Below are 15,159 nucleotides of genomic sequence, written 5' to 3'. Positions count from 1 at the left end.
AGGGAAGGCTTTATTTTTTCAGCGCCGCAAAGGCGCGCACGATGGTGTCTATTTCTTCATCGCTGTGCGCGGCATTGACGCTGCAGCGCAGCAGGGTGACGCCCGCCGGCGCGGCCGGCGGCAGCACCAGATTCACATACACGCCGTGGGCGATCAGCTCACGCCAGAAACGCAGGCCGTCCTCCTTCGAACCGATCATCACCGGCACTACCGGGCTGATGCGCGGCCCCAGGGTATAGCCCAGCTCGGCGAGGCCGTGATACAGGCGGTGTGCGTTGCTCCACAGTTTTTCCCGCAGCTCGGGATGGCGCGCGATTTTTTGCAGCGCCGTGCGCACCGACGCGATGCTGGACGGCGACGGCGAAGCGGTAAAGATATACGGCCGGCTGCTGTAGCGCAGCACGTCCATCCCCTTGCCGCCGACGGCGAAACCGCCGATCGAAGCCAGGCTTTTGCTGAAGGTGCCCATGATGATATCCACGTCTTGCTCGACGCCCAGCGCTTCGGCCAGGCCGCGGCCGTTTTCGCCCATTACGCCGAAGGAATGCGCTTCGTCGACCAGCAGATACCCGCCCAGCCGCCGCTTGATATCGACGATTTCCACCAGCGGGGCGACGTCGCCCAGCATGCTGTAGATGCCTTCCACGATAATGAGCGCCTCGCGCGCGCGTTCGCCCAGGCGCACCATGCGGCGCTCCAGATCGGCGGCGTCATTGTGGCGAAAGCGAATAATCTCCGCGCCGCCGAGGGCGCAGGCGTCGTAAATGCTCGCGTGGCTGTCCGCGTCGATCAACACCACGGATCCCGGCCCCGCCAGCGTGCTGATGACGCCCAGGTTGGCGGTGTAGCCGGTGGAGAACACGATGGCGCTCGGGCGATCGAAGAATGCCGTCAGCTCCCGTTCGAGCGCCAGGTGCGATCCGTAGCTGCCGTTCGCCATGCGCGAGCCGGTGGTGCCGGTGCCGAGTGCGGCCAGGGCTGATTGGCCGGCGGCGATCGCCTGCGCATCGAACGTCAGGCCAAGGTAGTTATTGGTGCCGGCGAGGACAATCTTTTGATCGCCGATGCGCCCCTGAGTGGCGGAATAGACTTCGTCGATGCAGGTGCCGAACGGATTCAGGCCGGAGGTTTGAAACTGTTCGCGATCGCCCGCGAGCCGCGCAAACTTATCATACAGTCCCATGGTTTTTCTCCAGATAAGGGCGCAGCGCGTCAAGCAGTTGCTCAGGCGTTCTGACATCAAGCAATATATTGATCGGAATGGAGATATCTAATTCATCTTCCAGCATCATCAGCAGATCCAAAACTCTGATGGATTCCAGGCCAAGATCATTGACGAGATCGCTATCAGGTTTTATTTCCACTCCGCCTTCGACGATACCTTGCAAACACGTCAGGATATAATCCATTACAGCATCGCGATTTAGCATAAGAACGTTGACACACCTCTACTTGGAATAATTAAAACAGCCCTTCACGCAGCGCGCGTTCCAAACTCACCTGTGGAAACCAATTAATCTGTTGCGACAGCGCCTGATTGTTGGCGGACCAGTCTTGATGGGTTAATTCGCGTATTTTGCTGCGCGTCAGCATCGGTTCCTGTTTTATCAGGCGGTTCCACACCACGCTGATATCCGCCAGGGCTTTCAGCAGCGGCAGCGGAATGCCCACCAGCCGCACCGGCCCGTGACGCACGGCGGCGCCGATGTCCCGCAGGCGCAGCCAGTCATAGCCTTCGGCCACGCCGTCGCACAGTTCGTAAATATTCGGCTGCGCGGGCTGCGCCAATAACCATTGGCTGACCGCCTTCGCCAAATCGCTCACGTGCAGAAAAGAGAGTCTGGCGTCAGGCGCGCCCAGCCGGGGCAGCACGCCGCGCAGCAGGCCGTTGAACAGCGGTTTCAGCTCTTTATCGCCCGGCCCGTAAACCGCCGTCGGGCGGAAAATCCCCAGCGCGATCTCGCCCGAGGCGGCGATCAACTGCTGCTCGGCGGCCTGTTTTGAATGGGCGTACCACGACAGCGCCGGATGGCGCGCCGCCAGCGATGACATGAACAAGAAACGATTGCAGCGGCCGTTTTGCCTGGCCGCCTGCATCAGGTTCAGGCTACCGGTCACGTTGCAGCGGGTGAACACCGCTTCCGCATGTCCGCGCACCTGGCCCGCACAGTGCACGACGCACTCGGCGCCGCGCACCAGTTCGGTGAGCGAAGGCCGATCTTCCAGCGCGCCGGGGATCCACTGCAGGTTGTCCGCGGCGGCTTTGTCGGCTTGCCGCGTCAGGGCGCGCACGCTAAACCCCTGCGCCAGCAGTTCTCGGACGATATGCCGGCCGATAAAGCCGGTCGCGCCCGTCACCGCCACGGTGCCGCTCATTGCGCGAAACCGGCCAACTGCGGCATTTGCGGGTAGAGCGAAGCGCTCAGCCAGCGTTTCTTGGCTTCGGCGCGGGCGGGTTTGCCCGACGACGTGCGGGGAATGCTGTGCGGCGGCAGCAGCTCGATGTCCACCGCGATGCCGAATTCGCTTTGAATGCGCGCGCTCAGCGAATGCACGATCTGCTCCCGGCGCTCTTCCGAACTGACTCGGCATTGGATCTGCAAAATGATCCTGGCCGCTTCGTCGTGTTCTTCGGTCACGAAGGCGATCGCATCGCCGGAACGGATTTCCGGTTCGGATTCCGCGACGTACTCGATATCCTGCGGCCAGATATTGCGGCCGCGAATGATGATCAAATCCTTCTTGCGGCCGGTGACGTACAGATAGCCGTCCAGCAGGTAGCCCAGATCGCCGGTATCCATCCAGCCGGTCACCTGAATTTGCTGCTGGGACTCAGCATCGCAAAAATAGCCGTTCATCAGGCTGGGGCCGGAAATCGTGATATGGCCGACCTGGCGCTCCGGCAGCGGTTGCCCGGTTTCGCTGCGGATCTCGATGCGGTGGCCAGGCAGCGCACGGCCGCAGTTGACGAAGGTCGAGACGGCGCGGGTTTTTTTGCCCGGCGCGACCGCTTTACCCTCGTACTCCAAAATATCGCGGTCGACCGCGTTGGTTTGCGGGCCGGAGCAAGGATCGGAAAAGCTCACCGCCAGGGTGTTCTCGGCCAGCCCGTAGCACGGCATGAAGGCCTTGCTGTCGAAGTTGATGCTGCTGAAGTGTTCGCCAAACTGGCTGAGCAGCTCGGCCGGGATCGGCTCGGCGCCCACGCCGGCGACCCGCCAACTGGAGAGATCCAGATCGGCCAGCTCTTTGGCGTTGCTGCGGCGCAGACACAGATCGTAGCCGAACGGCGGGGCGACGGACACCGTGCCGCGATTCTTGGCGATCAGTTTCAGCCACTGCATCGGGCGCATGGCGAAATCTTGCGTGCGCAGATAATCGACGGACAGCTGGGTCGCCACCGGCGTCAGCAGGAAACCGACCAGGCCCATATCGTGATAGAAGGGCAGCCACGACACGCAGCGATCGCCCGCGCGCAGCTTGATGCCGTCGCGACTGATCGCATTCAGGTTCGCCATCGCCGCCCGCTGGGTGATGATCACGCCGCGCGGGAAGCGGGTGCTGCCCGAAGTGTATTGGAGATAGGCGATATCGTCGGGCGAAGGCGCCGGCAGCGCGATCTCCGGCTCCGGCAATGCGTTGAAATCCGCGTCGCTGAGGATGTGCATCGCTGACGCGTTTTCCGTGGCGGAGGCGATGAGCGGCGTCCACTCTTCGCTGCTGATGATAGCCGCCGGGTTGCAGCTGGCGATCAGCCCTTTCAGTTTGGCGGTGTAGGAGTCGCGCTGGCCCACGCCCATCGGGATCGCCAACGGCACCGCCACCAGGCCGGCATATTGGCAAGCGAAAAAGGCTTCGACGAACCCCGCGCTGGTTTCGGCGATAAGCGCCACGCGATCGCCTTTCTTGAGCTTCAGGGACAATAAACGCCGCGCGCCCGAGATCGCTTTTTGCTGCAGCGTGCGATAATCGAGAACGGTCACGAGTTGATTGCGCCGATCGTAAAAATTCATTCCCGTATTACCGAGCGCCGCGTAATCCAACGCGTCCACTAAAGTGGGGAAGTCCGCATAGCGCATGGGAAGAGAATGAACGGAACTTGTTTCAGACATAGACAAACTTAGCCATAGATTAAAAATCACCAAAAGAGTTAAATCACTCTTGGCGAGGTAATTGATGTTTTACTATGAATAGGTTTTGAATAAGTTTGTTATTCAACCATCTTCATTCCGCGAATTGCGTATATTGCCGTACTTGAGCGGCACGCCGGTTATTAACCCGGTAGCGCGTGAGCGGCCTGCATTATCAGCCTTGAGCGGCGACCTGGAGATATACGAGAGGTGATTGTAATACCCGAGGTTCGCCGTTCTTTAGTCTGCATCTGTCGGGCAGGAAATACCTGTCTGCTCATAGGTTATGACCTCATGCATGGCTATCTTCGAACTTAAACACTTCCTAAACAGTATGCCGCAAGAAATCAAAAAGTGAATGCCTCATTTAAGTTGATTCTTAAAAAGAGCATTAAGTGGTAAAAATGGCGGCGCGCCACCTGATTAAAGTCGGTACACTTAAAGCGGCGGGTTTCTTTCGCCCAAATAGCACTAAATAATAAAAGAGCACGCATAGCGTAGCATGTCAGCGCCGCTTTGGGCTTTCCTTTTTTTGTTTAATCACGCCGCCTCAGTGCGCGTGATAGGCAAATAATGCGCTGGTTCACAGGGGGGAATATTCGGTTTTTCTTATCGTTGAACCGGAGGCGATACACAATCCAATAAAAGAGAACAGCATAAAAAATGCTAAAGGCGTTGTCGCGCTCATATTTAATTATTTTATTAAAACGTAAGGCTATTTATGATCCGTATTGAGAAAGTTCTGGATAAACGCGAACTTAAAGAATTTATTGCTTTCCCTTCGTTACTGTTTCGTGATGACCCGAACTGGATTGAGCCGCTGTATTTAGAGCGCGAAGAGCACCTGTCAAAGAAGAATCCCGGCACCGATCATATCGAATGGCAGGCGTGGGTGGCGAAAAAGCAGGGGAAGGTCGTCGGGCGCATCACCGCGCAAATCGATTCTCTGCACCGGGCGCTGCACGGAGAAGATTCCGGTCACTTCGGCATGATCGACGCCGTTGACGATCCCGCCGTGTTCAGCGCGTTATTCACGGCGGCGGAGGAGTGGTTGCGGTCCAAGGGCACGCGGAAAATCACCGGGCCGTTCAGCCTCAATATCAATCAGGAAAGCGGCCTGCTGGTCGAAGGGTTCGACACGCCGCCGTCGGCCCTGATGACCCATGCCAAACCTTACTACGCGGCCCAGATAGCGCAGCAAGGGTATAGCGAAGGGATTGATTTGCTTGCTTATTGGATGAAAAGAACCGACCTGCATTTTTCGCCGTCGCTGACCCGGATGATGGATCAGGTGCGCAAAAAGGTGACCGTTCGCCGCCTCAACCGCAAGCGCTTTCGCGAGGAGATGCAGGTGCTGCGCGAGGTGTTCAACTCGGGGTGGCAGCATAACTGGGGGTTTGTTCCGTTCACCGAGCATGAGTTCGCCACCATGGGGGATCAGCTGAAGTTCCTGGTGCCCGACGATATGATCCATATCGCCGAGGTGGATGGCGCGCCCTGCGCCTTTATCGTCGGGTTGCCGAACATTAATGAGGCGATTGCCGATCTGCAGGGGCGGTTATTGCCGTTCGGTTGGGCGAAGTTATTGTGGCGGCTGAAAGTCAGCGGCGTTCGCACCGCGCGCGTGCCGCTGATGGGCGTTCGCCAGGAATATCAATTCAGCCGCATCGGGCCGATTATTGCATTGCTGTTGATTGAGGCGCTGCGCGAGCCGTTCGCCAAGCGCAATATCGACGCGCTGGAAATGTCCTGGATCCTGGAAACCAATACCGGCATGCGGACGATTTTAGAACGTATCGGCGCGGTGCCTTATAAGCGCTACCGTTTGTACGAAAAGACGCTTTGATCGACTGATATCGCATCGCCTTTTAACGCCATCAGGATAATAAGCGCATTGCGTGCGGCGCCGTTCGTTTGGGGTGACTGAGCGTGAGTGAAAGCATTGTCCCCAGAGTGGAACGGTTAAGGCCGTTAATTAATAAACCCGAGATAAATTCACGGCGCGTGATTTATTGAACCGCGATCGCCGTGATGCTGAAGAGAGCAGAATGCATGCCTGTGGAAAAGAAAAAGGGAATAAGCCGATTAACCTACAGCATAAGGAACTCCTGGGCCGGCTTTATTGACGCCGCGCTGACCGAAAATGCGTTTCGTGAATTATTGGTTATTAACGCCATTTTACTGGTTGTTACATTTACTTTGGATATTACAAAAATGGAGCGGCTGTTATTAATCGCCTGCAGTTTCCTGCTACTGGTGGTTGAGCTGCTGAATACGGCGATTGAAACCGTGGTCGATCGCATTTCGCTGGCGTTGCATCCGTTATCCAAACGCGCCAAAGATCTGGGCGGCGCAGCGCAGCTGGTGGCGGTGATAATGACCATCATTATTTGGGGGACGGTGCTGCTGGGGGGATAACGGCGAGGCGCGCTCCGGCGTTAAACCGGTTGCTGCGGCTAAATAAGCGGCTATTATCGTTGCTTTACGCCTTTGGCGCCATGGTAAGGATAGGTTGCCGTTATGCCCGTGAATTTTGATCTCAACGATCTTTATGCGTTTCGCGCGCTGGTGGAGTACGGCAATTTTCGGCTGGCCGCAGAGTCCATCTGCCTGTCGCAGTCGGCATTGAGCCGCAGGATTGAGAAGCTGGAAAACGCGCTGGGCATCAAACTGTTCGATCGCACCACCCGGCGCGTGACCTTGACGCTGTACGGGCAGGCCTTCGCCGAACGTTCGGAGCAGCTGCTGATGAACGTCGAAGCGGTGATGGCTGATATCGATAAGGTCAGCCAGGAGCGGGTGGGGCTGGTCACCGTCGCCACGGTGCCGTCGGCGGCCTACTATTTCATGCCCGACGTGATACGCCGTTTCCGGCTTCGCTATCCGCGCGTGCGCGTTAAACTGATCGACGGCAGCGCAGGCAATGTCATCGAGGCGGTCACCGGCGGCCAGGCCGATTTCGGCATCTGCTTCGCCGGGCGGCTGCAGCCTAATCTTGAGTTTGTGCCGTTGGTGGGGGACGTCTACGTGGCCGCCTGCCGGCGAGACCATCCGCTCGCCGGTAAAAAGAGCCTCACCTGGCGGGAGTTTTATCAGCAGGATTACGTGTCGCTGGATAAAACCTCCGGCAATCGCAATCTGCTCGATCAGCGCCTGGAACACCTCGTGCCGGAACGCCCCAGCGTGTGTGAAACTCGCCATGTGACGACCATGCTGGGCATGGTTGAGGCGGGCATCGGCATTGCCGCCGTGCCCGCCATGTCGATGCCCGCTTCAGAGCACTCGGTGTTGACGTCGGTGCCGCTGGTCGATCCGGTGGTGAAACGCACCGTAGGCCTCATCAGACGCGGCGGCCGCATGCAGTCTTTCGTCGCCGCCGAGCTGGAAAAGCTGATTACTGAACAGTATCACTCTGCCTGACCGGCTGCGGCGCCGGTACGGTTCGCATGCCGGTCGCGCGAATGGTCGGCTGCGCCTGAGAGGAGGCGAGGAAGTCCAGCAGCGCTTTGCCTTCGCGGCGGTGTTCCGCCCTGGCGGTCACCGCGCCCGCGAAACGGGTGATGTACTGAACGTTTTCAGGCAGCTCGCCGATAAAGGTCACGCCCGCCACGGGCAGCAATTCGCTGACCTGCTGGAAGCCCAGCGCGTATTTCCCCTGCGCCACTTCAGAGGCCACCGGAATGCGCTCAACCTTATGCGCTTTCCCTTTCACCTGTTCCTCGATGCCCAGCTTTTTGAACAGTTGGCCGCTGACATAGCGGCCGCTGGCGCTGTCGGAATAGGCGAAAGAGTCCGCCTGCAGCAAGATATTGCGCAGGTCGGCATCCGTTTTTATCACAGGCTTGGGCGCGCCCTGTTTGACCACCATGCCGATCGGCGAATCGGCCAGCTCCACGCGCGAATCCGGCTGGGTCCAGCGCTCTTTTTCCAGTTGGGTGAGCGCGTCGCCCACCATGATCAGCACATCGGCTTGCTCTCCGCGCGCCAGCCGTGCGGGGATCGCCTGCGGCGTTTTGCCCATCGAGGGGCCGGACACCAGAATGATTTTGTCGCCGCTTTGGGCTTCATACTCCGGGGCCAGCTTCTCCAGCGCGGCTTTGAAGCCGCCGGAGATCATGACGGTCACGTCTTTGGCCAGCGCCGCCGTACTGCAGGAGGCGCACACCAGCGCGGCGAGGATCGAACGAGTGAGTTTTTGCATGGCATCATTCCTTTTGAGATGGCGGCTTAGCGCGCGGTTTGCAGCGGCATGGCGATGCGGCGATACATATACAGCGTCGCCAGCAGGGCGCACAGCGCGGCGAAGCTCATCCAGTAGCCCGGTGAAGCCTTGTCGCCGGTGTATTCGATCAACGCGGTGGAGACTACCGGCGTAAAGCCGCCGAACACCGCCGTCGCCAGGCTGTAGGCCAGCGAGAACCCGGCCACTCGCACTTCCGTTGGCATGATCTCCGTCAAGGCCGGGATCATGGCACCGTTGTAGAGGCCGTAAATGAAGGACAGCCACAGCAGCACGGCCAGCATCATGCTGAAGCTGGGGGCGGCGGCGAGCAGGCTCAGCGCCGGGTAGGCGGTGGCCAACGTCAGCAACGTCATGGCGACCAGCACCGGTTTGCGGCCGAAACGGTCCGACAGCGCGCCGCCGATGGGCAGCCAGATGAAGTTGGAGATCGCCACCAGCAGGGTGACCAGCAAGCTGTCGGAAGCGCTGAGCAGCAGCACCTTTTTGCCGAAGGTCGGCGCATAGACGGTGATCAGGTAAAACGCGGTGGTGGTCATGGCGACCATCAGCATGCCGGCGATCACCACCGGCCAGTTTTTCAGCAGGGTTTTAAACACGTCGCGCATCGCCAGGTGGTGACGGCGAGCGGTAAATTCCTGCGTCTCTTCCAGCTTGCGGCGCAGGAAGAAGATAAAGGGAACGATCAGGCAGCCGAACAGGAAAGGCAGGCGCCAGCCCCATTCGCGAATGGCGCTTTCTTCCAGCGCCGCATTGAGCGCGAAGCCCATGGCCGCCGCCACCATGATAGCCACCTGCTGGCTGCCGGACTGCCAGCTGGTGTAGAAGCCTTTACGGCCCGGCGTGGCGATTTCAGCCAGATAGACGGACACGCCGCCCAGCTCCGCGCCCGCCGAGAAGCCTTGCAACAGACGCCCGCACAGCACCAGCAGCGGCGCCCAAAGCCCGATGCTTTGGTAAGAGGGGATCAGCACGATCAGGAAGGTGCCCGCGGCCATGATCGACAGGGTCACGATCAACCCTTTGCGGCGGCCGACTTTATCGATGTAAGCGCCCAGCACGATGGCGCCGATCGGGCGCATCAGAAAACCTGCGCCGAATACCGCGAAGGTCATCATTAGCGAGGCGAACTCGCTGCTGGCCGGGAAAAAGGTGTGTGCGATGTAGGTAGCGTAAAAGCCGAACAGGAAAAAATCGAACTGCTCTAAAAAGTTGCCGGAGGTGACGCGCAGTATCGCGCCGGTTCTGGCCCGGGTGGTCATGGGTGAGGTAGAGGAATGCATCTTTATCTCCAGTTTGTTATTGGCGCTTGACGCCGCGCCTGTTGCTGAAGACTCGCTCAGGAAAATAAAGTAAATAAGCGCAATAAACTCATGGCGTGATGCGTTTGACGCATCAATCGGCGTTAACAATGTTGCCTAACCCGATGTAACGTGGCGTTAACAAGTTTGTCGCTCATCGCCCGCTGCGCAGAACGCCGAAAACGTTATGCGCTTTTTGTGACAGGGTTCATAAAGGGGCGGCGGGGAAGCGCCCCGTGCCTCTGAATGATTGTTCGATACCGTGCGTAAAAAGATGAATACCTCGCACTGCGTTTGCAAAATACGTGGATGTACGTTCAGCCTTGCAGTATCCACGCATGCCTTTGCATGCTATCCCAGTGCCTCTCTGCTATAGCTTTACATCTATATAGTTACTGATCTATATTTTAGGGAGATCCCGTGTGGGAAATTAAAACAACGGATGCATTTGATCATGGGTTCAGATCGCTCAGCGATGCCGATCGGGCCGGCGTACTTGCCGCATTGATGGTCCTGCGGGAAAAGGGGCCGGGGCTGCCCAGACCCTATGCCGATACGGTTAAAGGCTCACGTTACAGCAATATGAAAGAGTTGCGCATTCAGTGCCGAGGCGAACCGTTGCGGGCATTCTTCGCTTTCGATCCGTACCGTATTGGCATTGTGCTTTGCGCGGGCAATAAAGCCGGTAATGAAAAGCGTTTTTACGATCGGATGATCCAGGTTGCCGATCGGGAATTCACGAACTGGCTGAACACATTAAACGAGAAGGAGTGACGCGATGGGCAGAACGTTGGAACAGCTTATTGCGGATGAAAAGCCCGAGGTCGTGGCCAAAGCGCAGGCGCTGGCGGCGGACATCATGCTGAACATTCACCTTGCCGAGCTGCGTGAAAAAGTACAGAAAACGCAGGTTGAAATGGCGCAGGCGCTGGGGATCAGGCAACCGACCGTTGCCGTGATGGAAAAACCGGGCCGCGATCTGAAACTGTCTTCGCTTAAACGCTATGTTGAGGCGGCCGGCGGCAAACTGCGCCTGGACATTGAACTGCCGGACGGCTCTCACTACGAGTTTGTGCTGTAAGCGCTAACGGCAGAAAGGCACAAAGCCCGCTCAGATTCCCCGGTGCGGGCTTTGTGCACCAGGGCTCCTTTGACACAAGCAGGCGGCCGTCAAAGCAAAGAGGCTCAAGACGGGCAGGCTGTCTGAGCGCTTTCGTTTTGGGCCGGATAGCGTTAAACAAGCCACCCGCACTCCCTTCGCGATGTCTTGCTTGCCCGTAACTGTCTCCTTGCTCCTTAGCTGAAACGATACAAATTATGTTGATAAGTAGCTCGTTTCATGTGCAAAAACTCAACGTCTTTCATTAAAACTGCGATGGAATTCGTATTTTTATCGCGCTATTTCTTCAAATACTCACCCGGTGAAGCTCATCACATTTCTTTAACCTGCTTAACAGTAGATTTTCCTTGTTTAGAAAAAAATCGATTCAGCTAAAGGGGAAGGGAAATGAAAAAGGCATGGGTTATGGCGGTGTTTTCGGCCCTGATTTCAGGGCAGGCGGCGGCGCAGAGTTGGGTGCTGACCAGCGCTGAAGATGGGGTGGAGAAAGGAAACTGGAAGATTTCGAGTGAGGCGCTGAAGGTGAAGGATAAAACGTTCAGCATTGAGCAGAAAGTGTTGCACGGCGGCAAGCAAGAAGGCAGCAAAGTCGTCATTATCCGCAGCGAGGATGGCCTGACCATCACGCTGAGCCCCACCCGCGGCATGAACCTCCTGCGGGCAGAAGGATTTGGCGCGAAAATGGGATGGGATTCTCCGGTCAAAGAGGTGGTCAACCCCGCCTTTATCAACCTGGAAAGCCGCAATGGGCTCGGCTGGCTGGAAGGTTTCAATGAGATGATGGTGCGTTGTGGCTATGAGTGGACCGGGCATCCGGTGACCGACGCAGGGCAAATTTACACGTTGCACGGCAAAGCGGGCAATACGCCGGCCTCGCGGGTTGAGGTTGAGGTAGCGGATACGGCGCCGTATGAAATTCGTATTCGCGGCCTGATCAAAGAGAGCACATTCAAAAAAGCCGATCTGCAAACCCTGACCGAATTGCGCTATGTGCCCGGCAGCAACAGTTTCAGCCTGCATGATGTGTTAACCAATCGGGCGGATTATCCCCATGACTACCAGATTATTTATCACAGCAATTTCGGCGCGCCGATTCTGGAAAATGGTGCCCGCTTCCTGGCGCCGATCGCCAGCATCAGCCCGTTTAACGACTATGCCAAAGCCGGGCTGAAGACCTGGGGAACCTATGCCGGTCCAACCAAAGGGTTCGATGAAATGGTCTTTAACATTAAGCCATTATCGGATCCGAATCATCAAACGCTGGCGGCGCTGGTCAATAACGCAGGCGACAAAGGGGTGGCAATTCAGTTCGATACCCGCCAGCTGCCCGTCCTGACGCTGTGGAAGAATACCGATACGTTAAAACAGGGGTATGTGACGGGGATTGAGCCGGGCACCAGCTATGCCTACCCGGTCACTATTGAGCGCGAACAAAAACGCGTTAAGCAGCTGCAGCCTGGCGCCAGTGCGCAGTTTGATCTGACCTATACCTTGCTGCACAGCAAAGCGCAGGTGGCGGATCTGGAGAAGAAGATTGCGGATATTCAGGGCAAGGTAAAAATTGAAGAGAATGACGCGCCGATAGCCAAGGAGTAACGCTGCCTGTCCATGCATTCAGCGTTAAAGCAAAAAGCCCGCTTAAGTTTCCTTAAGCGGGCTTCTCTAAATATGGCTCCTCTGACTGGACTCGAACCAGTGACATACGGATTAACAGTCCGCCGTTCTACCGACTGAACTACAGAGGAATCGTTGGAACGGGGCGAATAATAGCGGGGCATCCGGGGTTTGTCAAAGCGCTAAACTGCAAAAAAAGCGCGTTTGCTGAGGGAATGAGCACCTTGCGCTGTTTTTCGGCATTTTCCATCGCTATGCGTTGATTTTTGCATCCCCAATCGTTTTGACGCCGCTTGCACACGCCTTTGCACGGCGATGGTGCAGGGCCGTTCTCCCACCCATACTTCCACTCGCGCTAACCGTATTGGCCAGATCCTGGTTAACGCCGCCACACGCCGCGCCGCAACTGATATGTAGGATGAATAAGCAAACAATATGTATTCGTCGTCACAATGGCTGGATTTTTGCTTACCCATTTTTGGGGAATGCGACTGCGCTCTCAAGAAAATTATTTTCCCCGTCTACACATAAAGTGACTGATCCGCGCCCCAGGGCGTTTCGCTACAACAGTGCTGAGGAAGATAACAATGTCATCGAAATTGATAAAAAGTCCGCTCGCTGCTTTGCTCATCGGTTGTCTAGGTACGGCTTTTTCCGCGCAGGCCGATATCGTCATCGGCGTTGCCGGGCCGTTCTCCGGGCCGAACGCCACCTATGGCGATCAGTATTGGCGCGGGGCTTCGCAGGCGGCGGCGGACATCAACGCCGCCGGCGGGATCAAAGGGGAAAAAATCAAACTGGTGCAGGGGGATGACGCCTGCGAACCGAAACAGGCGGTCGCGGTCGCCAACCGGCTGGTGGATCAGGACAAGGTGTCGGCGGTGGTCGGCCACTTCTGTTCCTCATCCACCATGCCCGCCTCCGAGGTGTATGACGAGGCCGGCATCATCGCCATTACCCCCGGCTCCACCAACCCGCAAATCACCGAGCGCGGCATGAAGACCATGTTCCGCATGTGCGGGCGCGACGATCAGCAGGGCGTCATCGCCACCAACTACATGCTGGATACCCTGAAGGCCAAACGCATCGCGGTGATCCACGATAAAGACACCTACGGCCAGGGGCTGGCGGACGCCGCCAAGGCGGCAATGAACAAGCGCGGGGTTAAAGAGGTGCTGTATGAGGGGCTGTCGCGCGGCGAGAAAGACTTCAACGCCCTGGTGACCAAGATCGCCTCGGTCAAGCCGGACGTGGTCTACTTCGGCGGCTGCCATCCCGAAGCCGGGCCGCTGGTGCGCCAGATGCGCGAGCAGGGCGTGACCGCCAAGTTCTTCTCCGGCGACTGCGTGGTGACCGAAGAGCTGGTGACCGCCGCCGGCGGGCCGCAGTACACCAACGGCGTGCTGATGACCTTCGGCAACGATCCGCGCCAGATCGCGGAAGGCAAGGCGGTGATCGCCAAGTTCCGCGCCAGCGGCTTTGAGCCGGAAGGGTACACCCTTTACTCCTACGCTTCGATCCAGGCGATCGCCGCCGCCTTCAACGCCACCGGCGGCAAAGACAGCGCCAAGGCCGCCGAATGGCTGAAGTCGCACGATGTTGACACCGTGATGGGTAAAAAAGCCTGGGATCAGAAGGGCGATCTGAAGGTCTCGGATTACGTGGTCTATCAATGGGATGACAAGGGCAAATATCACCAACTGTAAACGGCCGAACATTGAGGGTGTGACCCTATGACCGACGGGCCGCCGCCTTGGCGCGCCCGTTCCGCGACTACCTTTGGGCCGCGTCGGACTGCGTTGGCGGCCTTACCAGGCGAGACTGCTCATTATGGATGTATTCTTTCTGCAACAGCTGATCAACGGCCTGACCCTCGGCGCGGTGTATGGCCTGATCGCCATCGGCTACACCATGGTTTACGGCATCATCGGCATGATCAACTTCGCCCACGGCGAGGTGTACATGATCTCCGCCTACCTGTGCGCCATCGGTCTGGCGCTGCTGTCGTTCTTCGGGCTGCAATCGTTCCCGCTGCTGATCCTCGGCACGCTGGTATTCACCATCGTCATCACCGGGGTGTACGGCTGGGTGATCGAGCGTATCGCCTACAGGCCGCTGCGCAACTCCACCCGCCTGGCGCCGCTGATCTCCGCCATCGGCATGTCGTTAATCCTGCAAAACTATGCGCAGATAAGCCAGGGGCCGCGCCAGCAGGGCATCCCGACGCTGCTGAGCGGCGTGTTCCGCCTGGAATTCGACGGCGGCGTGGTGCAGATCACTTATACCAAGGTGTTCATTCTGGTGGCGTCGCTGCTCGGCATGGCGATCCTCACCTACATCATTCAGCGCACCCGGCTGGGGCGCATCTGCCGCGCCACCCAGCAGGATCGCAAAATGGCCTCGATTCTCGGCATCAATACCGATCGGGTGATCTCGCTGGTGTTCGTGATCGGCGCCGCCATGGCCGGGCTGGCCGGGGTACTGATCACCATGAACTATGGCACCTTCGATTTTTACGTCGGCTTTATCATCGGCATCAAGGCCTTCACCGCCGCGGTGTTGGGCGGCATCGGCTCGCTGCCGGGCGCGATGCTGGGCGGGCTGCTGCTCGGCGTGGCGGAGGCGCAGTTCGCCGGCATGGTGAATTCGGATTACAAGGACGTGTTCTCCTTCGGGTTGCTGGTGGCGATCCTGATCTTCCGCCCGCAGGGCCTGCTCGGCAGGCCGCTGGTCGCCAAGGTTTAAGGAGAACGC

At 58.1% G+C, this 15,159-nt stretch carries 14 protein-coding genes and 1 tRNA gene; 8 read left to right on the top strand and 7 right to left on the bottom strand.

Features of this window, described 5'->3' with window-relative positions; genetic code table 11:
* Positions 1 to 10: 10 nt before the first annotated feature.
* Genes spt through ACJ8IP_RS07875 form a run of 4 tightly spaced genes read right to left on the bottom strand, consistent with a single transcriptional unit; the run spans position 11 to position 4,112 of the window.
* Complete coding sequence (gene spt / locus ACJ8IP_RS07890; RefSeq protein WP_442524356.1) at positions 11 to 1,183, bottom strand: serine palmitoyltransferase; 1,173 nt, start codon at positions 1,181 to 1,183, stop codon at positions 11 to 13.
* Positions 1,170 to 1,430, bottom strand: coding sequence for an acyl carrier protein (locus ACJ8IP_RS07885; protein ID WP_015378483.1), 261 nt, complete (start codon positions 1,428 to 1,430; stop codon positions 1,170 to 1,172). Before ACJ8IP_RS07885 ends, spt begins: the two co-directional genes overlap by 14 nt.
* A gap of 31 nt (positions 1,431 to 1,461) precedes the next feature.
* Complete coding sequence (locus tag ACJ8IP_RS07880) at positions 1,462 to 2,376, bottom strand: NAD-dependent epimerase/dehydratase family protein (RefSeq protein WP_273974252.1); 915 nt, start codon at positions 2,374 to 2,376, stop codon at positions 1,462 to 1,464.
* The gene (locus ACJ8IP_RS07875) at positions 2,373 to 4,112 is read right to left on the bottom strand and encodes a fatty acyl-AMP ligase (protein WP_033643761.1); all 1,740 of its coding nucleotides are present in this window, start codon (positions 4,110 to 4,112) and stop codon (positions 2,373 to 2,375) included. Before ACJ8IP_RS07875 ends, ACJ8IP_RS07880 begins: the two co-directional genes overlap by 4 nt.
* A 739-nt stretch (positions 4,113 to 4,851) precedes the next feature.
* Between ACJ8IP_RS07875 and ACJ8IP_RS07870 the strand changes: the two genes are divergently transcribed.
* The 3 genes from ACJ8IP_RS07870 to ACJ8IP_RS07860 all read left to right on the top strand — a co-directional run bounded on the left by ACJ8IP_RS07870 (position 4,852) and on the right by ACJ8IP_RS07860 (position 7,550).
* Entirely contained in the window at positions 4,852 to 5,976 is a 1,125-nt protein-coding gene (locus tag ACJ8IP_RS07870) for a DNA-binding protein (RefSeq protein WP_033643760.1), read from the top strand.
* A gap of 206 nt (positions 5,977 to 6,182) precedes the next feature.
* Complete coding sequence (locus tag ACJ8IP_RS07865; protein ID WP_033643759.1) at positions 6,183 to 6,548, top strand: diacylglycerol kinase; 366 nt, start codon at positions 6,183 to 6,185, stop codon at positions 6,546 to 6,548.
* A 102-nt stretch (positions 6,549 to 6,650) separates the two neighbouring features.
* On the top strand, positions 6,651 to 7,550 hold the full coding sequence (locus ACJ8IP_RS07860; protein ID WP_046896395.1) for a LysR family transcriptional regulator: 900 nt from the start codon (positions 6,651 to 6,653) through the stop codon (positions 7,548 to 7,550).
* Here the strand turns inward: ACJ8IP_RS07860 and ACJ8IP_RS07855 are convergent.
* Both ACJ8IP_RS07855 and ACJ8IP_RS07850 read right to left on the bottom strand, forming a co-directional pair.
* Positions 7,525 to 8,331, bottom strand: a complete 807-nt coding sequence (locus tag ACJ8IP_RS07855; protein ID WP_047025353.1) for a substrate-binding domain-containing protein — start codon at positions 8,329 to 8,331, stop codon at positions 7,525 to 7,527. The two genes, ACJ8IP_RS07860 and ACJ8IP_RS07855, sit on opposite strands and share 26 nt — an antisense overlap.
* A 26-nt stretch (positions 8,332 to 8,357) precedes the next feature.
* Positions 8,358 to 9,653, bottom strand: a complete 1,296-nt coding sequence (locus ACJ8IP_RS07850; protein WP_033643756.1) for an MFS transporter — start codon at positions 9,651 to 9,653, stop codon at positions 8,358 to 8,360.
* A 438-nt stretch (positions 9,654 to 10,091) separates the two neighbouring features.
* On the opposite strand from ACJ8IP_RS07850, the gene ACJ8IP_RS07845 reads away from it, so the two are divergent.
* The 3 genes from ACJ8IP_RS07845 to ACJ8IP_RS07835 all read left to right on the top strand — a co-directional run bounded on the left by ACJ8IP_RS07845 (position 10,092) and on the right by ACJ8IP_RS07835 (position 12,387).
* Complete coding sequence (locus tag ACJ8IP_RS07845) at positions 10,092 to 10,445, top strand: type II toxin-antitoxin system RelE/ParE family toxin (RefSeq protein WP_089197226.1); 354 nt, start codon at positions 10,092 to 10,094, stop codon at positions 10,443 to 10,445.
* 4 nt (positions 10,446 to 10,449) lie between these two features.
* Positions 10,450 to 10,752, top strand: a complete 303-nt coding sequence (locus ACJ8IP_RS07840) for an XRE family transcriptional regulator (RefSeq protein WP_016927038.1) — start codon at positions 10,450 to 10,452, stop codon at positions 10,750 to 10,752.
* A 426-nt stretch (positions 10,753 to 11,178) separates the two neighbouring features.
* Positions 11,179 to 12,387, top strand: a complete 1,209-nt coding sequence (locus ACJ8IP_RS07835; RefSeq protein WP_089192011.1) for an aldose 1-epimerase family protein — start codon at positions 11,179 to 11,181, stop codon at positions 12,385 to 12,387.
* A 73-nt stretch (positions 12,388 to 12,460) separates the two neighbouring features.
* Here ACJ8IP_RS07835 and ACJ8IP_RS07830 read toward each other — a convergent pair.
* Positions 12,461 to 12,536: transfer RNA gene (locus ACJ8IP_RS07830), tRNA-Asn, on the bottom strand.
* A 456-nt stretch (positions 12,537 to 12,992) separates the two neighbouring features.
* Here ACJ8IP_RS07830 and ACJ8IP_RS07825 point away from each other — a divergent pair.
* Both ACJ8IP_RS07825 and ACJ8IP_RS07820 read left to right on the top strand, forming a co-directional pair.
* Positions 12,993 to 14,111: a branched-chain amino acid ABC transporter substrate-binding protein gene (locus ACJ8IP_RS07825; RefSeq protein WP_016927040.1), complete on the top strand. Its 1,119-nt coding sequence runs from the start codon at positions 12,993 to 12,995 to the stop codon at positions 14,109 to 14,111.
* A gap of 124 nt (positions 14,112 to 14,235) precedes the next feature.
* Positions 14,236 to 15,150, top strand: coding sequence for an ABC transporter permease subunit (locus ACJ8IP_RS07820; protein ID WP_033643752.1), 915 nt, complete (start codon positions 14,236 to 14,238; stop codon positions 15,148 to 15,150).
* The last annotated feature ends 9 nt before the right edge of the window (positions 15,151 to 15,159 follow it).

This window comes from Serratia sp. CY52157 (genome assembly GCF_052168495.1).
GTDB lineage: Bacteria > Pseudomonadota > Gammaproteobacteria > Enterobacterales > Enterobacteriaceae > Serratia > Serratia ureilytica.
The sequence above is the reverse complement of the archived record's forward strand: the minus strand, read 5'-3'. Positions and strand labels throughout refer to the sequence as shown.

Excerpts from the sequence above, each read along its gene's own strand:
- spt (WP_442524356.1), bottom strand. The coding sequence starts at position 1,183 with ATGGGACTGTATGATAAGTTTGCGCGGCTCGCGGGCGATCGCGAACAG.
- ACJ8IP_RS07885 (WP_015378483.1), bottom strand. The coding sequence starts at position 1,430 with ATGCTAAATCGCGATGCTGTAATGGATTATATCCTGACGTGTTTGCAA.
- ACJ8IP_RS07880 (WP_273974252.1), bottom strand. The coding sequence starts at position 2,376 with ATGAGCGGCACCGTGGCGGTGACGGGCGCGACCGGCTTTATCGGCCGG.
- ACJ8IP_RS07875 (WP_033643761.1), bottom strand. The coding sequence starts at position 4,112 with ATGTCTGAAACAAGTTCCGTTCATTCTCTTCCCATGCGCTATGCGGAC.
- ACJ8IP_RS07870 (WP_033643760.1), top strand. The coding sequence starts at position 4,852 with ATGATCCGTATTGAGAAAGTTCTGGATAAACGCGAACTTAAAGAATTT.
- ACJ8IP_RS07865 (WP_033643759.1), top strand. The coding sequence starts at position 6,183 with ATGCCTGTGGAAAAGAAAAAGGGAATAAGCCGATTAACCTACAGCATA.
- ACJ8IP_RS07860 (WP_046896395.1), top strand. The coding sequence starts at position 6,651 with ATGCCCGTGAATTTTGATCTCAACGATCTTTATGCGTTTCGCGCGCTG.
- ACJ8IP_RS07855 (WP_047025353.1), bottom strand. The coding sequence starts at position 8,331 with ATGCAAAAACTCACTCGTTCGATCCTCGCCGCGCTGGTGTGCGCCTCC.
- ACJ8IP_RS07850 (WP_033643756.1), bottom strand. The coding sequence starts at position 9,653 with ATGCATTCCTCTACCTCACCCATGACCACCCGGGCCAGAACCGGCGCG.
- ACJ8IP_RS07840 (WP_016927038.1), top strand. The coding sequence starts at position 10,450 with ATGGGCAGAACGTTGGAACAGCTTATTGCGGATGAAAAGCCCGAGGTC.
- ACJ8IP_RS07835 (WP_089192011.1), top strand. The coding sequence starts at position 11,179 with ATGAAAAAGGCATGGGTTATGGCGGTGTTTTCGGCCCTGATTTCAGGG.
- ACJ8IP_RS07825 (WP_016927040.1), top strand. The coding sequence starts at position 12,993 with ATGTCATCGAAATTGATAAAAAGTCCGCTCGCTGCTTTGCTCATCGGT.
- ACJ8IP_RS07820 (WP_033643752.1), top strand. The coding sequence starts at position 14,236 with ATGGATGTATTCTTTCTGCAACAGCTGATCAACGGCCTGACCCTCGGC.